Below are 22,362 nucleotides of genomic sequence, written 5' to 3' on the forward strand. Positions count from 1 at the left end.
CAAAGCCGCCGCTGATGCCGCCGCCAAAGCGGCCGCCGATGCTGCGTCCAAAGCCGCCGCCGACGCTGCCACCAAAGCCGCTGCCGATGCCGCCGCCAAAGCGGCCGCCGATGCTGCATCCAAAGCTGCCGCCGACGCTGCTGCCAAAGCCGCTGCTGATGCGGCCGCCGCCAAGACAGCAGCCGATGCTGCCGCAGCCGCCGAGACCGCCAGAGCGGCGGCAGAAGCCGCGGCCAAGGCTGCTGCCGATGCAGCGGCCAAAGCGGCCGCCGACGCCGCTGCCAAGGCCGCCGCCGATGCGGCCGCCAAAGCCGCAGCCGATGCCGCCACCACTCAGAACCAGAACCAGCCAGTGGCCGCCGCCATCAATTCCACGGTCAACATCATCAATACCTCGGTCAACGCCAGCCAGAAAAGCAGCGCCCCAAGCACGGTGCCCGATACGCGGGTGGCCAGCAGTGGCAGCAGCGGCAGCAGCAGCGGCGGCAGCACGCCGGACGACAAGGTGCCGGATGAGAAAAATGCTGATGGCAGCAGCAAGGTCTTCAATACTGCGAACGCCAAGGAGCAGGTCAAGAAAATGTATTGCAACTAAGTGCAGGCAAAAATCCAACACTTGCCTGACAGTTACAGGCTCGGCGGGTAAGAACGCCGCGCAGCAAGGGGGGGCTATGCTAGCATCGGGGGAAAGATTGTTAATGTAAAATAATAAAATGCCAAGCTTGACAGTGCTCACTGCCAGATAAGAGTCCACAACATGAGATATAGTCTAACGCGCCTGCTTGCGGGTTCCGTTCTCGCCGCCGCCGTCGCTTCGGCCTGGGCCGCACCGGCGCCCGACGACAGCACCATCCGCTTTGAAATTTCCCGCTTCGAGGTCAAGGGCAACACGCTGTTGCCGCCAGCCGAAATCGAGGCCGCGCTGGCGCCCTACAGCGGCAAACAGCGCGACTTCGGCGACGTGCAGCGGGCGCTGGAGGCGCTGGAAGCGGTCTATCACCAGCGCGGTTATAACGTGGTGACGATCGAACTGCCGGAGCAGGAACTCAACGGCGGCGTGGTGCAGCTGCGTGTGGTGGAAACCAGGATCGGCCGTGTCAGCGTCAAGAATAACCAGCACTTCGACGAAGCCAATATCCGCCGCAGCCTGCCGGCGCTGCAGGAGGGCCAGTCGCCCAACCTGAAGGCCGTGTCGAATAACCTCAAGCAGGGCAACGAGAATCCGTCCAAGCAAGTGACGATGAAACTGCAAAGCGGCGAGAAGGACGATGAAGTCGACGCCGTGCTGGACGTCAAGGATGAATCGCCGTGGAAGGTGATGGCCAATGCCGACAACACCGGCACCACCGCTACCGGCAAGACCCACGTCGGCGTGGTGCTGCAAAACGCCAACCTGTTTGGGCGCGACCACCTGGCTTCGCTCCAATACACCTCCTCGGCCGAAGAGCCGGGCCGCGTCAAGGTGTACGGCGCTGGCTACCACATCCCGCTGTACGCCAGTGGCGATTCGCTGGATTTCTACGCCAGCTATTCCAATGTCGACTCCGGCACAGTCAGCGCCGGCGCCTTCAATCTGGCCGTCAGCGGCAAGGGCGCGGTGTATGGCGGGCGTTACAATCAGGCCCTGGCCAAGCGCGGCGAACTCGACGCCAAGCTGTCGTATGGACTGGACGTGAAAGCCTTCAAGAACAGTGTGTTGTTGGGTGACACCGAGCTGGGCAACAACGTCACCGTGCATCCGCTCAGCATCAGCTACCAGGCCAGCCTGCCGATCAAGCAGGGCGAGATGGGCGGACAAGTCACCCTGTTGCGCAACGTCTCGGGCGGCAGCAACGGTGGCCAGGATGCCTTCACCCTGGTGCGTCCGGCTTCCAAGGCCAACTACACCATCTTGCGCTTCGGCGGCAGCGTGACGCGTGCACTGGCCAGTGAATGGCAGCTGCGCGCCATCGTCAACGGCCAGTACAGCAACGATGCGCTGATTCCGGGCGAGCAGTTCGGCGCTGGCGGCGCCAGCTCGGTGCGCGGCTTCATCGAACGCGAAATCGCCAACGACTCCGGCCTCGGCGTTAATCTGGAGGCCTACACGCCCAACCTGTGCGCGCGCGCCGCCTGGAACTGCCGCCTGCTGGGCTTCTACGACAGCGCCTACGTGCACCGTAACAAAGCCCTGCCGAGCGAACTGGCCAGCACGACCATTGCCAGCGCCGGCGTCGGCGCGCGCTTTGTCCTGTCGACTTATGTGAACCTGCAACTGGACTACGGCCATGTGACCAAGGCCGGCGCCACCACCCGCGCCAATGCCAACCGCCTGCATCTGCGCCTCGGCCTTGCTTACTGATTGAAGATAGAGACGATGAAACCTAGCTCCTTTAAACTGCGCCGCAAGGTCCTGGCCGTGGTAGTGGCCGCCGCCTTCAGCAGCGTGCAGGCCAATCCGGTGGCGCCGACCGTGGTGCACGGCATGGCGACCTTCAACCAGCAAGGCAGCCTGTACTCGATCACCAATACGCCCAACACCATCATCGACTGGCGCAGCTTCTCGATCGCGCCGGGCGAGATCACCCGTTTCATCCAGCAAAGCGCCGACAGCAAGGTGCTGAACCGCATCACCGGCCAGGACCCGAGCCAGATTCTCGGTTCGCTGCAATCGAACGGCAAGGTGTTCCTGATTAACCCGGACGGTGTGATCTTCGGCGCCGGCTCGCGCGTTGATGTGAACGGCCTGGTGGCCTCCAGTCTGAATATGTCCAACGCCGATTTCCTGGCCGGGAAAAACAATTTCGACGGCGCCGCCAACGCGGGCAAGGTCAGCAACCAGGGCAGCATCACCACGCCGTCCGGCGGGCAGATTTTCCTGATTGCGCCGGCGGTGGAAAACAGCGGCATCATCTCGTCGCCGAACGGTGACGTGGTGCTGGCCGCAGGCAAGAGCGTGCAGCTGTTTGATTCCAGCGATCCGAATGTGCAGGTGGTGGTATCGTCGCCATCCGACCAGGCCATCAACCTTGGCCAGATCGTGGCGCAGGGCGGCCGCGTCGGCGTGTTTGGCGCACTGGTCAACCAGCGCGGCGTGATCAACGCCAACAGCGCGGTGCGCGGCGAGAACGGCAAGATCGTGCTCAAGGCCAGTGATACCACGCTGGTGGAAGCGGGCAGCCTCACCAGCGCCACCGGCAGCAACCTCAACACCGGCGGCGACATCATGCTGCTGGGCGCGAAAGTGGGCGTGATGGGCAACGCCACAGTCGATGCCAGCGGCGCAGCAGGCGGCGGCTCGGTGCTGGTCGGCGGCGATTACCAGGGCAAGAATGCGGCAGTGATGAATGCGCAAGCCACCTACGTGGCCAAGGATGCCGTGATCAGCGCTGACGCTACCGAGAGCGGCGACGGCGGCAAGCTGGTGGTGTGGAGCGACAAGGCGACGCGCATGTACGGTTCGCTGTCGGCGCGCGGCGGTGCACTGGGCGGCAACGGCGGCTCGGTGGAAACCTCGGGCGACTACCTCGACGTGGCCGGCGCGCGCGTGAGTACCCGCGCCTTCAAGGGCGCCACCGGACTATGGCTGCTCGACCCATTCAACATTACGGTGATCACCAGCGAGGGCGGTTCGCTGGACGGCCTGGACACGTTTGGCACCGACACCAGCGGCACCTCCAACGTCAGCGCCAGCCTGATTTCTGGCGCCAGCAGCAATGTGGTGCTGCATGCGCGGCATGACATCACCTTCAACGCCGGCATCAACAACAGCAACGCTGGCGTGAGCCTGACTGCGGTGGCCGGCAACGACATCATCGTTAACAATCCGATCTACATGAACGGTGACGTTACGCTCAGCGCCAACGACGCCACCAGCGGCGCCGCCACCGGCATCGGCGGCGTGACCATTGCCAGGTATTCGGATACGGACACCATCCGCACCAACGGTCACAAGCTGACGGCCACCGGTTCTTTCATCACCATCAACGGCAAGCTCAATCTGGGCGGCGGCGACCTCGATGCGCAAGCTACGGTGGCCGAAGGCGTGATTACGCTGGGCGCCAACAGCGCCGTGGCGACCTCTGGCTTTGGCATGCTGTCCTTCAAGGCGGATAACCTCAGCCTGGGCGGCGCCGCCGGCACCATCGGCGGCGGCTCGTCGGACGGCAGCGATACGGTTTCGATTATCAGCAGCACTGCCGGTCGCGACATCGTCTTCGGCGGTGCGCCTGCTACTGGCAAACTCAGCCTGGACGCCACCGGCTTGCAATCGATCGCCACTGCTAACTTGAACATCGGCCATGCCGGCGCAGGCAGCATTACCACCGGCGTCGACGTGGCATTGAACAACGTTGGCAACCTGCTACTGGAAAGCGGTAACGACATCACGCTGAGCAAGGCGCTGTCCGGCACAAACAACCTCTACGTGAGCGTGGACGGCACCGGCACCCTGAGCACCAGCAGCGGCGTCAGTCTCTCCGGTCTCAATACGATCGGGCTGACCAGCAACAAGATGGCGCTGGCTGGTAATATCAGCGCAGGCACCATCACGGTCGGTACTTCTGGGGCGACCACCGGCATCAGCCTCGGGGCCGAAGTCTCCGACAAGCTCAGCCTGACACAGGCGGAACTCAATACCCTGCGCTCGGGCACGCTAACGATCGGCACCGGCGAAAGCTATAGCGGCGCCATCACCGTCGGCGGTGCGATCGACCTCAGCAGCGGCAGCACCGCTACCAGCAACCTGAACCTGCGCGGCGGTGCGATTACCGTATCGAGCACGCTGCAGACGCTGAGCGGCCTGAGTATGGATGCCGGCAGCGGCGCCCTCAGCGGCGCGGCAGCGATCACCGCTGGCGCCTTGTCGGCCAAAGGCGGCTCGGTGGCGCTGACCGGCGACAATACGGTGGCCGGGGTCAGCGGCATTTCCCGCAGCGGCGCGTTTTCGTTTGCCACGCTGGGCAACCTGAACATCACCGGCGACATGACTGGCGCCACCGGCATCACCCTGCAATCGGGCGCCGATATCACCCAGAACAGTGGCGCCGTGCTGACCACGCCGTCGCTGAGCATCACCGGTGCGCCGGGCGCGGTGCAGTTGACGGGCATCACCAATCACATCGCTGCGCTGAGCGCCACCAGCGTCGGCTCGCTGACGGTGAAAAATACCGATGGTATTAGCCTGAACGCCATTTCCTTGAGCGGTGCCAAGACCGGCGGCTCCGCTGCAATCAGCGCGCCGACCATTGACGTGGCGGGCGCCATCGATGGCAAGAGCCAGAGCGTGACGCTGGATGGCGGCACGGTGAATGTCAACACAGCCGGTTCGGCTGCCGTGTTCCGTATCGGCGCCGATACGCTGAACCTGAACGCAGACCTCACTGCCACGGTGGCCAGCATCACGCCGCACACGGCGGGCTACAGCATGCAGCTCGGCGATAGCACCGGCTGCAGCACGGGTTGCCTGTCGGTGCAAAAGCTGTATCACGTGGTGGCGCCGACGATTGGACTGGGCTCGACTAACGCTGAGCTCAATGTGGGCAACATCGTGGCCAACGGCTTGGCCGGCGTCGGTACCACGGATAGCAGCTACAGCGCGGTGACCCAGCGCATCGGCCTGCTCAGCTATGCTGGCAACATTACGCAGCTGGCGGCAATCAATGTGCGTGACCTGGGGATTGAAACTGCGGGCAATATCACACTGGCCAATTCCGCTAATACCGTCAGCAATCTGGCGGTGTCGCAGACCGGCTCCGGCAACCTGAGCTTCTCGAACACCGGTCCGCTGGCGATTGCGAAGCTGACCGGCGGTTCCTCCACCTCCCAGGTGCTGTACAACATCGACGGTGTGAATACGCTGGGCTCGGCCACCTTCAACGTGACCGGCGCGCTGATCAAAGGCAGCGGCACCGTGCCGGGCGGTACGCTGACGGCCAATACGCTGACCGTAAACACGACCGGCGGCGTTGGCGACTCTTCGCTGGCGCTGGCTACCCAAGTGTCGGAGCTGACAGTGACCAATACGGCGACCAGCGGCACGGCGCCGATCAATATCGCCAACACCAACAACCCGGCTCACCCGGATAGAGCCACGGTGCATAATGTGCTGCAGGCGGGCACCGGCAACGGCGGCAGCTTCACCATCGACAATATCGGCGGCATGACGGTGGCCGGCAACGTGCAAACCAGCACCGGCGGAATTACGCTGCAGACGCACAGCCCGCTGGAGATCGATGGCCATGTGACGACGGATTCCGGCAGTATCATGATGGCGGCGGGTACCGGCTACGGCACTGACAACGTTCTGACTATTGGCGGCTCGGCGAGCGTGAGCTCGACCAGCGGCAGTGTGACGATGACGGCGACCAGCTACGTGCCGGGCGGTACGGTGACGGACGTGCATGGCGCGGTGTCGCCAACGCTGATTCCAGCGCCGACTCCTACGCCGCCCCCAACGCCAACGCCAACGCCAACGCCGACCCCAACCCCGACGCCAACGCCAACGCCAACGCCGACGCCAACACCGACGCCGACGCCGACGCCGACGCCAACGCCGACACCAACGCCGACACCGACACCAACGCCAACGCCGACGCCGACGCCAACGCCAACGCCAACGCCGACGCCAACGCCAACGCCAACGCCAACGCCAACGCCAACGCCGCCACCATCGGCCGACATCTGCACCATCGCGCCGAATTCGGCGCTGTGTCAGGTATTGTCGCCGCCGACGGCAACGGAACCGGTCAAGCCGGTGCAGCAGGCGTCCAACCAGGTGATCACGACCTTGGCCTCTGGCGACGCGCTCATCACGAGCGACAAGAAACCAGCTACAACCAGCAGCTCCAGCACCTCTGGCAGCTCCAGTAGCTCCAGCGGCGGTGCTGCTACCTCGTCCACGCCGGACGATACCAAGTCCGAAAAGAGCACCGACAAAGTGGCCGATGACGCATCCAAAGACAAGAGCGGAATTAAAAATGACCAAGTTAAAAAACTGTACTGCAATTAAAGCACTGTGGGTGCTGATGCTGTTCTGTGTGGCCGGCGCAAGCTGGGCCGCGCAGGTGGCGGGCACGGTGGTGCAGCTGAGCGGTCCGCTGCTGGCCAAGAAGGCCGACGGCGCGGTGCGTATCTTGTCCATGAAGTCCGAAGTGGAAAGCGGCGACACACTGGTGACTGAGAAGAACACCTACGCCATGGTGAAATTCATCGACAACAGCGAAATCACGCTCAAGCCGTCGACCACCTTCAAGGTCGAGAACTTCAGCTACGATGCCGGCAAGCCAGATGGCGACAACGCCTCGTTCAACCTGGTCAAGGGCGGCCTGCGCTCGGTGACCGGGCTGCTGGGCAAACGTAACAAGGAAAAGTTCGCAATGAAGACGCCGAGCGCCACCATCGGTATTCGCGGCACCACCTTCATTGCCGAGTGGGTAGAGCCATCGCCTGAAGCGGTGGCGCAGGCAGCGGCCGCGCGCCAGGCCTGGCTAATGGCCAGCACCGCAGCGTTGGGTGACAGCTACCCGGTCCAGCCGCTGATGCTGGCGCAAGGACCGGTGCCGGCGTCGCCAAACGGCTTGGCCCCGGGGCTGTACGTTCAGGTGATTGACGGCATTATCAATTTGAGTAACAAGGGCGGCTCCTTCCAATTCAATGCCGGGCAGTTCGGCTTCACGCCGAGTCCCACCCAGCAAGCGGTTATCGTGCCGCAGAATCCAGGCCTGAAATTCACGCCGCCGCCAGTCTTCAACGCCAGTTCTACAACATCAGGCGGCCCTGCTGTCGGCCCGGCCAAATCCAACCAGGTTGATTGCGAAGTCCGCTAAAAAAACCTTGACCTTCCAACCGTGGGATACTTGATGCTGTAGATGGTGAAACAGCATTGGGTGTCCCATGAATCAGCAAGCAATCAAAATTGACGGTATGAGCTGCGCGTCTTGTGTCGGCAGGGTAGAGCGGGTGCTCGCGGCCGTGCCGGGCGTGGACAAGGTCAGCATCAACCTCGCCACCGAAATGGCGCGCGTGGAGTCGGCGCAGCCGCTAGACTTCGGCATGCTGGCGCAAGCGATCGACAAGGCAGGCTATCGGGCCTCGCAAGTCGAAGCCGCATCGCCACCGCCTGTGGCGGCATCGGCGGACGGACGTGCCGTCGGACTGGCCGCGCTGTTTTCGCTGCCGCTGCTGCTCCCCATGCTGCTGGAATTCGCCGGCGTCCACTGGATGCTGGACGGCCGCATTCAATGGCTGTTCGCCACGCCGGTGCAGTTCTGGCTGGGCGCACGTTTTTATCGCGCCGGCTGGCTGGCAGCCCGCGCCCGCAGCGGCAATATGGACTTGCTGGTCGCATTGGGTACCAGCGCCGCCTATGGCCTGAGCGTCTACCTGCTGCTGGCCGGCGGCGCTATGCCGCATCTGTACTTTGAAGCGTCATCGGTGGTGATCACGCTGGTCCTGCTGGGCAAATGGCTGGAGGCGCGCGCCAAGCGCCAGACCACCGCTGCCATCCGCGCCTTGCAAGTGCTGCGGCCCGAATCCGCACGCGTGCGCCGCGACGGCCAAGACCTCGATATCGCCATCAATGAGGTGCGCGTGGATGACATCATCGTCATCCGTCCCGGCGAACGTATCGCCGCCGACGGCATCGTGACCGAAGGCGCAAGCCATGTCGACGAGGCGCTGATCACCGGTGAAAGCCTGCCCGTTGCACGCCACGCCGGCGAACGCGTGACGGGCGGCGCAATCAACGGCGAAGGCCTGCTGCTGGTGCGCGTGAGCGCGGTCGGCGCGGAGAGCACGCTGTCGCGCATCATCCGCTTGGTGGAAGACGCGCAGGCCGCCAAAGCGCCGGTGCAGCATCTGGTAGACCGCGTGAGCGCGGTGTTCGTGCCAGTGGTGCTGGTGCTGGCGCTGCTGACCTTTGCCGGCTGGTGGCTGGTCGGCGGCGCGGAGCAAGCCATTATCAACGCGGTAGCGGTGCTGGTGATTGCCTGCCCATGCGCGCTGGGATTGGCGACACCAGCCGCCATCATGGCCGGCACCGGCGTCGCGGCGCGCTACGGCATTTTGATCAAAGACGCCGAAGCGCTGGAGCTGGCGCACCGCATCACCGCCGTCGCCTTCGATAAAACCGGCACGCTGACCGAAGGCCAGCCATCGCTGACCGAACTCGCCCCCGCGCCGGGCACCGACGAAACGCGCCTGCTGCAACTAGCCGCCGCCGTCCAACGCGGCAGCGAACACCCACTCGCGCGGGCCGTCGTACAAGCCGCCGAGGCCCGCACCGCGACCTCGCCCGCCATTGCGCCGCTGCTCGCGACTGACGTCAGCGCGCTGCCGGGACGCGGCGTGGCGGCGACGGTGGAGGGCGTGCGCCTCGTATTGGGCAGCACGCGGGTGATGCAGGAACACGGTATCTCATTGCAAGCACTTTCCACCCGCGCCGAAGCGTTGGAGCAGGCAGGCCACACCATCTCCTGGCTGGCCGACGCCAACACCCACCAACTCCTTGGCCTGCTCGCCTTCGGTGATCGCATCAAACCGCAAGCCCGCGCCGCCGTGCAAGCGCTGCACGCCATGAACATCCAAACCGTCATGCTCACCGGCGACAACCAAGGCAGCGCCGACGCCATCGGCCAGCAACTCGGCATCCAGCGCGTAATCGCCAACATGCTCCCCGCCGACAAAGCCAGCACCATCGCCGGCATGAAGCGCGGCGGCGCCACCATCGCCATGATCGGCGACGGCATCAACGACGCCCCCGCGCTGGCTGCAGCGGACGTCGGCATCGCCATGTCCAACGGCACCGACGTCGCCATGCACGCTGCCGGTATCACCCTGATGCGCGGCGACCCAGCGCTGGTGGCTGCCGCCATCAGCATCTCGCGCCACAGCTACAACAAAATCCGCCAGAACCTGTTCTGGGCCTTCATCTATAACCTGATCGGCATCCCGCTGGCGGCTTTCGGTCTGCTCAACCCCATGGTGGCAGGCGGTGCGATGGCTCTAAGCTCGGTCAGCGTCATCAGCAATGCGCTGCTGCTGCGGCGCTGGAAACCGGAGCACCGCACATGAACATCGGCCAAGCCGCGAGCGCCACCGGCGTTTCTGCCAAAATGATCCGCTACTACGAAAGCATCGCCCTGATCCCGGCAGGGAAGCGCACTGACGCCGGCTACCGCATCTACGGCGAGAACGACCTGCACACGCTGCGCTTCGTGAAACGGGCACGGCTGCTGGGATTCTCGCTCGACCAGATCCGCGACCTGCTGTCGCTATGGCAGAACAAAGAGCGCGCCAGCGCCGACGTCAAAACCATCGCGCTGGGTCACGTGACGCAGCTTAACCAGCGCATCGCCGAACTGACCGAAATGCGCGACACCCTGCAAACACTGGCCGGCTGCTGCCACGGCGATGATCGTCCCGACTGCCCAATCCTCCAAAGCCTCGCTGACTAACGTATAATTCCGTCACGTTTTGGTGCACGCGCGTCTGTCCAGATGCGCAGTTAAACGGGAAACAGGAGCCTTCAACGGCGAACCTGTGCTGCCCCCGCAACGGTAAACAAGCGTCGTCACACGACGACAATCCACTTCGCTAAACCACTGTGCTTCATGCATGGGAAGGTCAGGTGGATCTGCTTGCGAGCCCGGATACCGGCCAAACAGGTGGAAGCGCCGCAAGCGCTTCTGTTCAAACCACTCACGGGGAGGTGAGTGGTTTGCGCGTCTTTACACAATCCGTCTATGCAAAATCTGCCTGTTGACGCAGCGATTCATTCTATTGAAACGCTGTTGTACTCCATTTCCAATGTCCTCTACCTGCCGGTATTGGTCGGCATCGCCGCGCTGGTGCTGCACATGCTGGTGTGCTTCGGCACCTTCGCCGCCGAATGGTTCGAACGCCGTCGCGGCATGCGCATGCTGGTCGCCACTGCACGCAAGGAGATGTCCGAAACGCTGACCGCACAAGAAGGTGAGCCGGCACTCGATGCCCGCCTCGAACGTGTGGTGCAGCGCGCCGACACCAGTGGTGTGCGCCGCCTCGATGGCGTGCGCTTCGTGGTACGCGTCGGTCCCGCATTGGGCCTGATGGGCACCCTGATCCCGATGGGCATCTCGCTGGCCGGCCTCGCACAAGGCAACCTGCCGAAGATGGCCGAGTCGATGACTACCGCTTTCACCGCCACGGTGGTCGGTTTGGCGTGCAGCGTCAGCGCCTACGTGCTGACGCTGGTGCGCGAGCACTGGCTGCGCAGCGACCTGACCGAAATCGCATTCGCCGCCGAATCGCTGCTGGCGTCGCACGCCGCCAAGCCGCACCTGGTCCGCGCGGAGGCCTGACATGCGCTACTTGAATAAACACCGCTATTCTCGCCTCGGCGAGCATGGCGAAGATCCTCTATCGGGCGTCGCCAACCTGTTCGACGCCAGTATCGTGTTCATCGTGGCGATGATGCTGGCGCTGTTCTCAGCCTGGAACATGATGGATCTGCTGGATCCGAATTCCGAAGTCACCATCGCCAAGAAGTCCGCCGACGGCCATGTCGAAGTGCTGACGAAGAGGGGGGCGGAAATCAAAGTGAGCAAGGTTAGCGACAAACCGCTGTCCGGCTCCGGCAAACGTTTGGGCACTGCGTACCAACTGCCGGACGGGAAGGTGGTTTATGTTCCGGAATAAGCTTTGGGCGTTTGCCTTGTTGTTGCTATGCCTGGTCGGCTACGTGCATTCGGCGCAGTCGCCGCGCACGCTGGCGCTGATGCTGGGCGACGTGGAGTCGCGTCCCGCCGTACTGGCAGTGCGTGGTTTGCAGGATGAGTTGAAGGCGCTGAATGTCGCCATCCGCATCATTCCTGTGAACGGTCTCACGCCGGCGGATCGCAGCGCGCTCGCTGCCGCCGATGTCGCCGTCATCAACGTTAAAGGCCGCCAGGCGATGGCTGGTCTCACCGGCGAACTGCAAGCGCTGCAAAAAGCGCGCAAGCCGGTGTTTGCCGTCGGTGCGATTGACGATAGCTTGCGTGAACTCGGCGTACGCGATGATCAGTCGATCCAGGCCTATCACGCGGAAGGCGGCGTGGAAAACATTGGCAACCTGCTGCGCTATATTTTGCGTAACAGCTTCGGTTCGAAGGTAAGTGTCGCACCGGTGCACGCCATGCCGGAATCGGGCCTGTACGATGTGCAGGCCAACCGCACCGTCAGTACCTACGATGATTACGTGCGCGGTTACGGGCATCACAAGCCGGGCGCTCCGTGGATCGCTGTGCCGTTCTATCGCGCCAGCCTGGTGGCAGGTCAAACGCTGCCGCTGACGGCCATTGTCACACGGCTGGAGGCGAGTGGTTACAACGTGGTGCCGGTGTTCGGCTATCCGTACGAAACGCCACTCAAGCTGCTGCTGGACGAAAACGGCAAGAGCCGTGTGGACTTGATCGTTGCACTGGGCATGAAGGTCGGCGGTACTGCCAGCGTGGGCGCGTTGCTTGACCAGATTGGCGTCCCGGCGATTAACGCCATTACCCTGAGCCAGCAGACTTACGCGCAGTGGCAGGAATCCAAGATTGGTCTCGACATTATTGAGCGCACGTGGCAACTGGCCGGCGCGGAAGCGGCGGGCCTGATTCAGCCAACCGTGGTGGCTAGCCGTGAGCGCATCAGCGATGCGCAGACTGGTCTAGCTTACGTTGAAGAGACGCCGATTGCGGAGCGCGTCGAACGCCTCAACGAGCGCGTGGCCGCGTGGCTGGCGCTGCGCAAACAGGCCAATGGCGACAAGCGTGTCGCCATGATCTACTTTAATTATCCGCACGGCTCCGAGACCATCGGCGCGGCTTATCTGAACGTGCTGCCTGAGAGCTTATGGAAAATCGTCCAGCGTCTCAAGCATGATGGCTACCGCACCGGCGAGGCGCTGCCAGCCAACGAAGCAGAGCTGCAAGGCGAGATCCAGAAGTGGGGCAACTATCCCGGCAAGTCCAAAGGCGACTACATGGCGGGCCTGAAGCATCTGGCCGAAAGTGGCCAGGCCTTGCTGGTGCCGCTGTCCGAATACCAGCAGTGGTTCGAGAAACTGCCGCAGCCGCTGCGCGCATCGATCGAACAGTCGTGGGGCAAGCCGGAGAAAGCGCCGGTCCTGTGGCGCAACGCGAAAGGTGAGGCGTTCTTCGTTTATCCGGCACGCCGCTTCGGTAATGTGCTGATGGCGCCGCAGCCGGGCCGCGCTTGGGAACAGAACCTCGAAAAGCTGCATAATGAAGTGAGCATGCCGCCGTCGCACGAGTACATCGCGTTTTACCTGTGGCTGCAAAAGGACTTCCAGGCCAATGCGGTGATGCACATCGGTACCCACGGCACGCAGGAGTGGCTGACCGGTAAAGAGGCCGGCCTGTCCGACAGCGATCCGACCGAGGCGCTGATTGGCGCCATGCCCAACATCTATCCGTACGTGATGGACGACGTGGGCGAGGGGATCCAGGCCAAGCGTCGCGGCATGGCGACCATCATCGATCATATGACGCCGCCGTTCGACGTGGCTGGCCTGAATCCCGACCTGCGCGAACTGGGCGCGCTGCTGAATGACTATCGCGTCGCAGAGCAGAAAAGCCCGTTGCTGGCGGCCAGCCACCTGAAAGCCATCAACCGCCTCGCAGCAAAGAGCGGCGTGTTGAAGGACATGAAGAAGACCGAACTGAAATCGGAAGCTGACATGGAGGGTCTCGAAGAATATCTCGACGACACCGGCAGCAAGCTGACGCCATTCGGCCTGCACACCTTCGGCGTGGCGCCATCAGCAGAGCACCGCAATTCCACCGCGCGCGCGGTGGTCAGCCTCGATAACACTTCCACGCCGGAGCAGAAGGTCAAGCGCATCGCGCAGCTGGAGGCGGATATTGAGCAAAGCGCGCAGCTGGAACTGGACCGCTTGATGCAAGCACTGTCGGGTCGCTACATCCCGACCGGTGCGAGTGCGGACTTGGTGCGCAATCCGAATGCGCTGCCGACCGGGCGTAACTTTTTCGGCCTCGATCCATCGCGCATTCCGAGCAAAACCACCTACGAAGCTGGCGCGAAACTGGCGCAGCAACTGGCGGAGGATTATCGCAAGCGTCATGGCGCCTATCCGGAAAAGCTCAGTATGAATTTGTGGGGCGTGGAGACCTCGCGCCACGAAGGCGTGATGGAAGCGCAAGCCATGTCGCTGATGGGTGTTCGTCCGACGTGGGATGAACGTGGCCGCGTCACCGGAGTGGAAGCGCTGACGCGCAAGCAGCTGGGACGCCCACGCGTGGACGTCACGCTGGTGTCCTCCGGCCTGTTCCGCGACTTGTTCCCGAACCTGCTCACGCTGATGGATCAAGCCGCGCAACTGGCGCAGAAACAGGACGACGAAGGCGGCAACGTGATGACGGCGCACAGCCGCAAGGTGGCTGCCGCCTTGACGGCGCGCGGCGTTTCGGCGGAAGAAGCGCAGCGCATGGCGTCGGTGCGCATCTTCGGCGTGCCGAGTGGCGCGTATGGCACGCAGATCGAAAAACTGATCCCGCTCACGAACGCGTGGCAGAACGAGAAGGAAGTGGCGGATGTGTTCATCAATCGCATGAGCCATCCGTTCGGCGCCGGTTACTGGGGCGACGACAAGGCCAATCCGGAGCAGCGCCGCGAGTTGTTCAAGCAGGCGCTGTCCGGCAGCCAGATTGCGCTGCACAGTCGTTCCAGCAACCTGTTTGCGACGCTGGACAACGATGACTTCTTCCAGTACCTCGGTGGCACCGCGATGGCGATCCGCAGCGTGGATGGCAAGACGCCAGAGGTGATGGTCAGCGACCTGGCCAATCCGCGCCGCGCTTCGCACAAGACGCTGGAGCAGTACATGGGACAGGAGATGCAGGCGCGCTACCTGAACCCGCGCTGGGCTGACAGCATGCTGAAAGAGGGCTACTCCGGCGCACGCTACATCAACCGCGTGGTGGATTATCTGTGGGCGTGGCAGGTCACGGTGCCGGAGGTGGTCGACAACGGCAAGTGGCAGCGCATGTACGATACCTACGTTGAAGACCGTCATGGTTTGAAGGTGCGCGAGCGCTTCGCGGCTGCCGGCAACCTGCGCGCATTCCAGGCGATGACGGACCGCATGCTGAGCGCCGTCGAACGTGGTTACTGGAAGCCTAGTGACGCAGTGTTCAAGAAACTAAGCCAGATGAATGCTATAGCCATCAAAGATGCCGGTGTTTCGTGCAGTGCCGATTCGTGCAGCAAGGCGACGTTAAAAATAGCACCGCAATTCAACCCGGAGTTCGCGCCAAACGTCGGATCCAATGCTAGTATCGTGAAGGGTGCTGTGCAAGCCGCGCGAGTTGGCGGCGCAGCACCGTCACCACAAGCGGCGATGAACAACGCCGCTGCCGAGTTGCAGGCCTTGCAGGCAAAGGCCGAGACTCAGCACCCGCCACCGCCGCCACCACAGGCCAGGGCGAAGCCTGCACCGCAGGCCAAACCGGAAGCTGCCGACGCTAAAGTCAGCGGCTTTGAAATGCAATCCTTGTCCAACTTGACTACGGTCCAGAAGACAGTGGGCACGCTCGTGCTGCTGGCGCTAGCCGCTGCACTGGTGGGCATCGGCTATCTCGCTCGTCGCAACAAACTTCGAAAATTGAAAGGCTTTGTATGATCGGTAAGTCCCTCGTCGCGTTGGCGGCTGTTTTGCCGCTGGCTGCTCATGCTGAAACGGATACTGTGGATACGACGGTGGAAGTGCGCGGTCACTATGATAACGGCGTTGGTACCTCCGGCGCCGCCAGCCAGGGTGCGGTCACGGCGGAGTTGATCGCCAATCGTCCAGCCTTGCGTCCGGGCGAGCTGCTGGAATTTGTGCCAGGCGTGATCGTCACGCAGCACAGCGGTGACGGCAAGGCGAACCAGTACTTCCTGCGCGGCTTCAACCTCGATCACGGTACCGACTTTGCGACCTTCGTTGACGGCATGCCGGTCAACATGCGCACCCACGCGCACGGCCAAGGCTACACGGATTTGAACTTCCTGATCCCTGAGCTGGTGGACCGCATTAACTATAAAAAAGGCCCGTACTACGCGGACGAAGGCGACTTCGCCTCTGCCGGTGCGGCGCATATGACGCTGGCGAACAAGCTGCGTGACAGCACGGCCAGCGTGACGGTCGGTGAGAACCAGTACACTCGTTCGGTGGTCACCGGCTCGACGCCGCTGGGCGCGGGCAATCTGGTGTACGGCGCGGAACTGGGCCACAACAACGGCCCGTGGGTGGAGCCGGAAGCCTTCCACAAAAGCTTGGGCGTGCTGCGTTATTCGCAAGGTGCCAGCGACGACCAGTTCAGCGTGACCGGCATGTTCTACAAGGGCGCGTGGTATGCCAGTAACCAGATCCCGCTGCGCGCAGTACAAAGCGGAGCGCTCGATCCGTATGGCGCGATTGATACCAGCGATGGCGGCATGACCTCGCGTTACAGCTTGTCCGCCACTATGCGCAAGCGTACCGCCGATACGCTGCTGCAGGCGAATGCCTATCTGGTGCAATCGAGCCTGACGCTGTACAACGACTTCACTTACTTCCTTGATGATCCGGTCAACGGCGACCAGTCGCGTCAGCAGGAGAAGCGTCGCATGGGCGGCTTCGACGTGGCGCAGACGTGGTTCAGCCATTGGGGCGGTCTGGATGTCAGCAACAAGGTCGGCGTGCAGGGGCGTTACGACTACCTGTCGCCGTTGGCGCTGTATGCCACGCGCAACGAGCAGACTTTGCGCACCATCACGGAGTCGAAGGTGAAGGAGGGCAGTGTCGGCGCCTATCTGGAGAATACAGTGCAGTGGCGCGATTGGCTGCGTACTACGGCGGGCTTGCGCTATGACCGTTATCGCTTTGATGTGGACAGCAATATCGCCGAAAACTCGGGCAAGGTCAGTGCAGGTACCACGTCGCCGAAATTCTCGGTGGTGCTGGGGCCTTGGGCCAAGACCGAATTCTTCATCAACTACGGCGAGGGCTTTCACAGCAACGATGCGCGCGGCACCACAGTGCACTTGACGCCGAAGGAGCTGGAGCCGATCGATCCCGTCACGCCGCTGGTGAAAACGCGTGGCGCGGAGCTTGGTGCGCGCACCGAGATCGTACCGGGACTGCAAAGCTCTGTCGCCCTGTGGAAGCTGCGCTCGGAGTCGGAGCTGGTGTTCTCAGGCGATGCGGGCGATACCTCGGCGAGCCGTGGCAGCTACCGTTCCGGCATCGAGTGGAACAACCACTACATCGCCAATTCGTGGCTGCTGTTTGACGTTGACCTGGCGTATTCCCGTGCACACTACACCGAGCATGACGAAGTGGGCGATTACATTCCGGGAGCAATCGGCAAGGTAGCGTCGTTTGGTGCGACGATTATGGATCTTGGTCCGTGGTCGGCGGCGTTCCAGATGCGCTACTTTGGTCCGCGTCCGCTGATCGAAGATAACAGCAAGCGTTCCGCCACCACGGCGATTGCGTATGCGCGCCTGGGCTACAAATTCAATCGCCGCTGGACGGTGCAGCTGGATGCCTTCAACCTGTTCGACCGCAAGGTGAGTGATGTGGACTACTACTACGCCTCGCGCCTGCCGGGCGAACCGGCGGAAGGCGTGGACGACATCCACTACCATCCGGCTGAACGACGCAGCCTGCGCCTGACGGTAAAGACGACGTTCTAACGGACGAACATCCAAATGGTCAGCGTGGCGCCGACCAGCACCACGAAGCCGCGCATGATTTTCTCCGGCAAGCGGTGTACCAGCCACCCGCCGCACACGCCACCGGCGATGCCGCCTGCGCAAAGTGCGGCAGCGGCGGGCCAACTGATTAAATCGGAAGTAGCGAAGATCAGCGTGGCGGCGGCGTTCATTGCCATCGCCAGCACGTTCTTGGTGGCGATGGCGACGCGCACCTGCTGGCCGGCGATGGTCAGTGCGGCCAGCATCAGGAAGCCGATACCGCCGCCGAAGTAGCCGCCGTAGATCGAGATGCAGGCCTGCACCAACACCAGTGCCCAGCGCGGCATGCTGCTGGCTGCGTGTAGCGGTTTGCGGCGGAAGCTACCCCACGCGAACACACTGGTGGCAAACAACACCAGCCACGGCACCAGCTTGGCGAAGAACGATGCAGGCGTGTGCAGCAACAGCAGCGCACCGGCGATGCCTCCGACTATGCTGATGATGAACAGGTGGCGGAAGCGCAGCGTGCCGACGTCACCGGCCAGCTAGCGGCCTGCGTAAGCGGTGGTGGTCTGCGCCGGGAACATGGCGATGGTGGAGGTCATGTTCGCTGCGAGTGGATTGAGGCCGGCCAGCAGCAGGGCAGGGAAGGTGATGAAGGAGCCGCCGCCAGCCAACGCGTTCTGGACGCCGGCAAACAAGCCGGCAGCGGCGATCATGATGATGGTGTGTGTGTCGAGTGGCATGGCTTTGATGCTACCATGAGTGCACGACCTCTCCCTACCAACTATTTTATTGGCCCGGCCTGCAGGGGTGTGGTGACTGGCGGGCGAGCTGCTGATCGGTCAGACGGCCAATATCCTGATGTACCTCGGCGCGAAGCACAAGCTGGCGCCGCGCGCTTGTGGGCCAACCAGCTACAGCTGACCATCGCCGACATCGTCAACGAAGCACACGATACGCACCATCCGATTTCAACGAATCTCTACTACGAAGACCAGAAGAAAGAAGCGAAAGCGCGCTCCAAGGATTTCCGCGAGCAGCGCATCCCGAAGTACTGGATTATTTTGAAAGCGTGCCTTCCCGAAAGCGATGGCGCGGCTGGAGTCGTCGTATCCGAAGCTGATCGCGCTGCACGACAAGGTAGTGGCTCGTCCCAACATCGCCGCCTACCTGCAATCCAAACGCCGCATCCCCTTCAATGAAACCGGCATCTTCCGCCATTATCCGGAACTGGATAAATAATCAGGCGGCGCTGGTGACCGGGTAGCCAGCGTCGGCGATGGCGGATTTTAGTGGGGCCAGCGGCGTGGCGCTGTCGATTGTGACCGATTTGGTGCCGAGGTCGATTTCTACCTTGGCTGCGGCATCGACCGCCTGCACCGCCTTGGTCACGGCGCCCACGCAGTGGCCGCAGCTCATGTTTTCTACTTGAAGCTGGTACATCGTGTACTCCCAAAACAGTTTCGATGAGCACACTGTAATCCTTCCAGCGGTGGGAAGGTCAAGTTTAATCTTCTGGGGGATCGTCGAGGCGGGCGAGGTCGAGGCTGACCAGGGCCCAGATGCCGCCGGCGTAATCAGGTTCATGGGCCAGGTTTTCCACTTCGGATGCGCGGATCTCGAAGGCTTTGCCTTGCTCCAGCAGTTGGCTGACGTGGCCGTAAATGGCTTTGGTGGCATTGCTCATGGCTTTGTCCACTGTCTCGCCAGTGGTGACGCAACCTGGGATGTCAGGCACCGTGACGCCGTACTTTTTCTTGGCGCTCACCGTCTTCTGGATCAGGATAGGAATGTCCATGATGTCTTACCTCAGCTAGCGCGAAAGACCGGTGAAATCAATGACTTGGGAGTCTAGTGTTATACAGGTCGCCGCTGGTTTCAAGCACTTTCGCACGCCTGCATTTGCCCTGTTGTTCTGCGATTTGTTCGATTGACACGGCATATTGCCTCATATAACATCCAAATAATTCCTCGTTGTATTTAATGTATCTCCGTAGAAATATTGCCAACTAGGCTGCCTGTCACCGTGCCTGGTTAAGCGCAACGCTTTTTCACCTCACCATGATGGGAGTTACTATGAAATTGATCAAACTTGCCGCCCTCGCTCTCACGATCGGCGTGGGCAGCGCCGATGCTGCGGTCATCTCGTTCCAGACCGGTTACTCGGCCGCCGGTTCGCAAGCCTCGGCGGAAGATTATCGCGATGTCGTCAACGCCGCTGTTGCAGGTTCGCCAAACAACACGCTGTTGAGTACTTATGACGACGTTTCCAACCAGTCGATTTTTGGTGGAAGTAACAGCAACATCGCCTTCAAGTCCACCATTACTTTCGGCCTGGCGAGCGCCGGCACTTACTGGTTCCGTGCCGGTGTCGATTTTGGCAATGGCGGCGCGGTGTTCCTGGATAACACTCCGGTGGCATACAAGAGCACGGACATGTGGTGGAACTATGGCTATGGCAGCACCGACCAGTTCTTCGCTATCAACAGCACGGCGCTGTCGGCTGGCAACCACACGCTGACCATCTACGGCCTGGAAGGCTGCTGCGACGGCGGCCAGCAAGTCCAGTACGCGACTGATGGCGAGAGTTTCCATAGCTTCAGCACTGCCACGCTGGCCCCAGTACCTGAACCGGAAACCTACGCCATGCTGCTGGGCGGTCTGGGTGTAGTGGGCACGCTGGCGCGTCGCCGCCGCTACAAACAGCAAGCCTGAAAAAAACAGCCCCGCCGGCATTGCTGCGGGCGGGGCTGAGAACTATCTAAACGATTTACTTAGTTTTTAAAGGCGTTACAAAACTTCGCTGGCGTGGTCTGCCAGGCGCGAGCGTTCGCCGCGCGCCAGGGTGACGTGGCCGCTATGCGACCAGCCTTTGAAGCGGTCGACCACGTAGGTCAGGCCGCTCGAACCTTCAGTCAGGTATGGCGTATCGATCTGCGCGATATTACCCAGGCAGATGATCTTGGTACCCGGACCCGCGCGCGTTACCAGCGTCTTGACCTGTTTCGGCGTCAAGTTCTGCGCTTCGTCGATGATCAGGAACTTGTTGACGAAGGTACGGCCACGCATGAAGTTCAGCGATTTGATCTTGATGCGCGAACGGATCAGGTCTTGCGTCGCCGCACGGCCCCACTCACCGCCATCCGAATCGGACTTGTTGAGCACTTCCAGGTTGTCGTCAAACGCGCCCATCCACGGCGACATTTTCTCTTCCTCGGTACCCGGCAGGAAACCGATGTCTTCACCGACTGGCACCGTCACGCGGGTGACAATGATTTCGTTGTAGAGCTTGGTCTCCAGCACTTGCGCCAGACCGGCCGCCAGTGCCAGCAGGGTTTTACCCGTGCCAGCCTGACCCAGCAGGGTGACGAAATCGCACTCCGGATTCATCAGCAAGTTCAGCGCAAAGTTCTGCTCGCGGTTGCGCGCGGTCACGCCCCACACATTGTTCTTGTTGTGGCTGAAGTCGCGCAGGGTTTGCAGCACGGCGGTCTTGCCGTTGATTTGCTTGACCTGGCCATAGAACGGCGCTTCGCCATTCTTCGGCTCCAGGAACACGAACTGGTTGACCAGCATCGACGGCACAAACGGACCGGTCACGCGGTAGAAGGTTGCGCTCTGGCCGCTCTTGTTTTCCTGCCACGATTCGAGATCCTTGCCGTGCTTGTTCCAGAAATCGTCCGGCAGTTGCAGGATGCCCGAGTACAGCAGGTCGGTATCTTCCATGACGTGGTCATTGAAGTAGTCCTCGGCCGGCAGGCCCAGCGCGCGCGCCTTGATGCGCATGTTGATGTCTTTCGACACCAGCACGATGGCGCGGCCTTCCTGCTCCGCTTCCAGCGAACGCACTACCGACAGGATCTGGTTATCGGCTTTGCCCGATGGCAGGCCGACCGGCAGTTCCGCCGTTTGCAGACGGGTCTGGAAGTACAAGCGGCCCTTGGCGTCCTTGTTGCCCAGCTTGGACAGCGGGATGCCGTTTTCGATGGCGTCGTCGTCGGTGTTGGAGACCAGCGCATCCAAAGTACGCGAGACCTGGCGGGCGTTACGCGCTACCTCGGTCATGCCTTTCTTGTGGTTGTCCAGTTCTTCCAGCGTCATCATCGGCAGGTAGACATCGTGTTCCTCAAAGCGGAACAGCGACGATGGATCGTGCATCAGCACGTTGGTGTCCAGCACGAACATCTTGGTGGTGCCGGTCTGGTCAGCGTGACGGCTGGTGGACGACTTGATCGCCACTTCGTTCGGCTTGTGCTTGGCCGGATGCGGCGCTTCCGCCGTGATCGGGGTGACCTTGCCACGTGGCGAGGATTTGCCCTTGGCTTCGATGGTGTCGGCGGCAGCCTTCAATACGGCCGGCGCGGCTTTCAGTACGGCGGCCACGGCTTTGGACTTGGCAGGCGTTTTGGCGACTGCCGGTTTTTTTGCTGCAGGAACGGCTTTCACGGTTGCCGCTTTCTTCGGCGCTGGTGCAGGCTCAGGCGCAATATCGGCGACTGCCGTGAGGGCAGGCGTCACTCGGCCGCTGGCCTTAGGGTAATCTTTTGCCAGCAGTATAGTCGCTGGCTTACTTGGAATTTTTGGCAGTGGCATCAGGATCTCAATAGGAAAATAACTGGAGGAATCCGCCCATAGGCGCAGCACATGACTGGGAGGCAGCCATGTTGGAACCGG

Annotated in this window: 14 protein-coding genes, 2 pseudogenes and 1 riboswitch; of the genes and pseudogenes, 12 read left to right on the plus strand and 4 right to left on the minus strand. The window is 62.1% G+C overall.

The window, feature by feature from the left end; all coding sequences use genetic code 11:
* The 10 genes from GTP46_RS29555 to GTP46_RS23850 form a co-directional block, all read left to right on the plus strand.
* Window positions 1-595 (plus strand): hypothetical protein (locus tag GTP46_RS29555; RefSeq protein WP_371869739.1); only part of this gene is annotated, 595 nt, incomplete at its 5' end.
* Window positions 596-757: 162 nt separating this feature from the next.
* The gene (locus GTP46_RS23810) at window positions 758-2,341 is read left to right on the plus strand and encodes a ShlB/FhaC/HecB family hemolysin secretion/activation protein (protein WP_161009120.1); all 1,584 of its coding nucleotides are present in this window, start codon (window positions 758-760) and stop codon (window positions 2,339-2,341) included.
* 15 nt (window positions 2,342-2,356) lie between these two features.
* A complete protein-coding gene (locus tag GTP46_RS29560; protein WP_202414416.1) occupies window positions 2,357-6,988 on the plus strand; it encodes a beta strand repeat-containing protein in 4,632 nt (1,543 codons plus the stop codon).
* A complete protein-coding gene (locus GTP46_RS23820) occupies window positions 6,957-7,805 on the plus strand; it encodes a FecR family protein (RefSeq protein ID WP_161009121.1) in 849 nt (282 codons plus the stop codon). The genes GTP46_RS29560 and GTP46_RS23820 overlap by 32 nt, the downstream gene beginning before the upstream one ends.
* Window positions 7,806-7,872: 67 nt before the next feature.
* Window positions 7,873-10,050: a heavy metal translocating P-type ATPase gene (locus GTP46_RS23825; RefSeq protein ID WP_229259073.1), complete on the plus strand. Its 2,178-nt coding sequence runs from the start codon at window positions 7,873-7,875 to the stop codon at window positions 10,048-10,050.
* Complete coding sequence (gene cueR, locus GTP46_RS23830; protein ID WP_161009122.1) at window positions 10,047-10,433, plus strand: Cu(I)-responsive transcriptional regulator; 387 nt, start codon at window positions 10,047-10,049, stop codon at window positions 10,431-10,433. Before GTP46_RS23825 ends, cueR begins: the two co-directional genes overlap by 4 nt.
* A gap of 4 nt (window positions 10,434-10,437) precedes the next feature.
* Window positions 10,438-10,654, plus strand: a riboswitch (cobalamin riboswitch).
* 115 nt (window positions 10,655-10,769) lie between these two features.
* Complete coding sequence (locus tag GTP46_RS23835; protein ID WP_229259074.1) at window positions 10,770-11,318, plus strand: MotA/TolQ/ExbB proton channel family protein; 549 nt, start codon at window positions 10,770-10,772, stop codon at window positions 11,316-11,318.
* Between the two features lies 1 nt (window position 11,319).
* Window positions 11,320-11,655, plus strand: a complete 336-nt coding sequence (locus tag GTP46_RS23840) for a DUF2149 domain-containing protein (protein WP_161009124.1) — start codon at window positions 11,320-11,322, stop codon at window positions 11,653-11,655.
* Entirely contained in the window at window positions 11,642-15,646 is a 4,005-nt protein-coding gene (locus GTP46_RS23845) for a cobaltochelatase subunit CobN (RefSeq protein ID WP_161009125.1), read from the plus strand. The genes GTP46_RS23840 and GTP46_RS23845 overlap by 14 nt, the downstream gene beginning before the upstream one ends.
* Window positions 15,643-17,685: a TonB-dependent receptor gene (locus tag GTP46_RS23850; protein ID WP_161009126.1), complete on the plus strand. Its 2,043-nt coding sequence runs from the start codon at window positions 15,643-15,645 to the stop codon at window positions 17,683-17,685. The genes GTP46_RS23845 and GTP46_RS23850 overlap by 4 nt, the downstream gene beginning before the upstream one ends.
* On the opposite strand, the pseudogene GTP46_RS23855 reads toward GTP46_RS23850, so the two are convergent.
* Window positions 17,682-18,431 (minus strand): annotated as a pseudogene (locus tag GTP46_RS23855) (sulfite exporter TauE/SafE family protein). The gene GTP46_RS23850 and the pseudogene GTP46_RS23855 overlap by 4 nt on opposite strands.
* 79 nt (window positions 18,432-18,510) lie before the next feature.
* Here GTP46_RS23855 and GTP46_RS23860 point away from each other — a divergent pair.
* A pseudogene (locus tag GTP46_RS23860) lies at window positions 18,511-18,930 on the plus strand (glutathione S-transferase C-terminal domain-containing protein); the annotation flags it as partial.
* Here the strand turns inward: GTP46_RS23860 and GTP46_RS23865 are convergent.
* Together GTP46_RS23865 and GTP46_RS23870 are read right to left on the minus strand one after the other, a co-directional pair.
* On the minus strand, window positions 18,931-19,131 hold the full coding sequence (locus GTP46_RS23865) for a heavy-metal-associated domain-containing protein (protein WP_161009127.1): 201 nt from the start codon (window positions 19,129-19,131) through the stop codon (window positions 18,931-18,933). It abuts the pseudogene before it with no gap.
* Window positions 19,132-19,195: 64 nt separating this feature from the next.
* On the minus strand, window positions 19,196-19,486 hold the full coding sequence (locus tag GTP46_RS23870; protein WP_161009128.1) for a type II toxin-antitoxin system HicB family antitoxin: 291 nt from the start codon (window positions 19,484-19,486) through the stop codon (window positions 19,196-19,198).
* A 278-nt stretch (window positions 19,487-19,764) separates the two neighbouring features.
* Between GTP46_RS23870 and GTP46_RS23875 the strand changes: the two genes are divergently transcribed.
* The gene (locus GTP46_RS23875; RefSeq protein ID WP_161009129.1) at window positions 19,765-20,403 is read left to right on the plus strand and encodes a CCXG family PEP-CTERM protein; all 639 of its coding nucleotides are present in this window, start codon (window positions 19,765-19,767) and stop codon (window positions 20,401-20,403) included.
* A gap of 75 nt (window positions 20,404-20,478) precedes the next feature.
* Here GTP46_RS23875 and GTP46_RS23880 read toward each other — a convergent pair whose 3' ends face one another.
* Window positions 20,479-22,281 carry a PhoH family protein gene (locus GTP46_RS23880; RefSeq protein ID WP_161009130.1) on the minus strand — a complete coding sequence of 601 codons (1,803 nt, stop codon included), beginning with the start codon at window positions 22,279-22,281 and terminating at the stop codon, window positions 20,479-20,481.
* Between the last annotated feature and the right edge of the window lie 81 nt (window positions 22,282-22,362).

This window comes from Duganella flavida, from assembly GCF_009857445.1.
GTDB lineage: Bacteria > Pseudomonadota > Gammaproteobacteria > Burkholderiales > Burkholderiaceae_D > Rugamonas > Rugamonas flavida.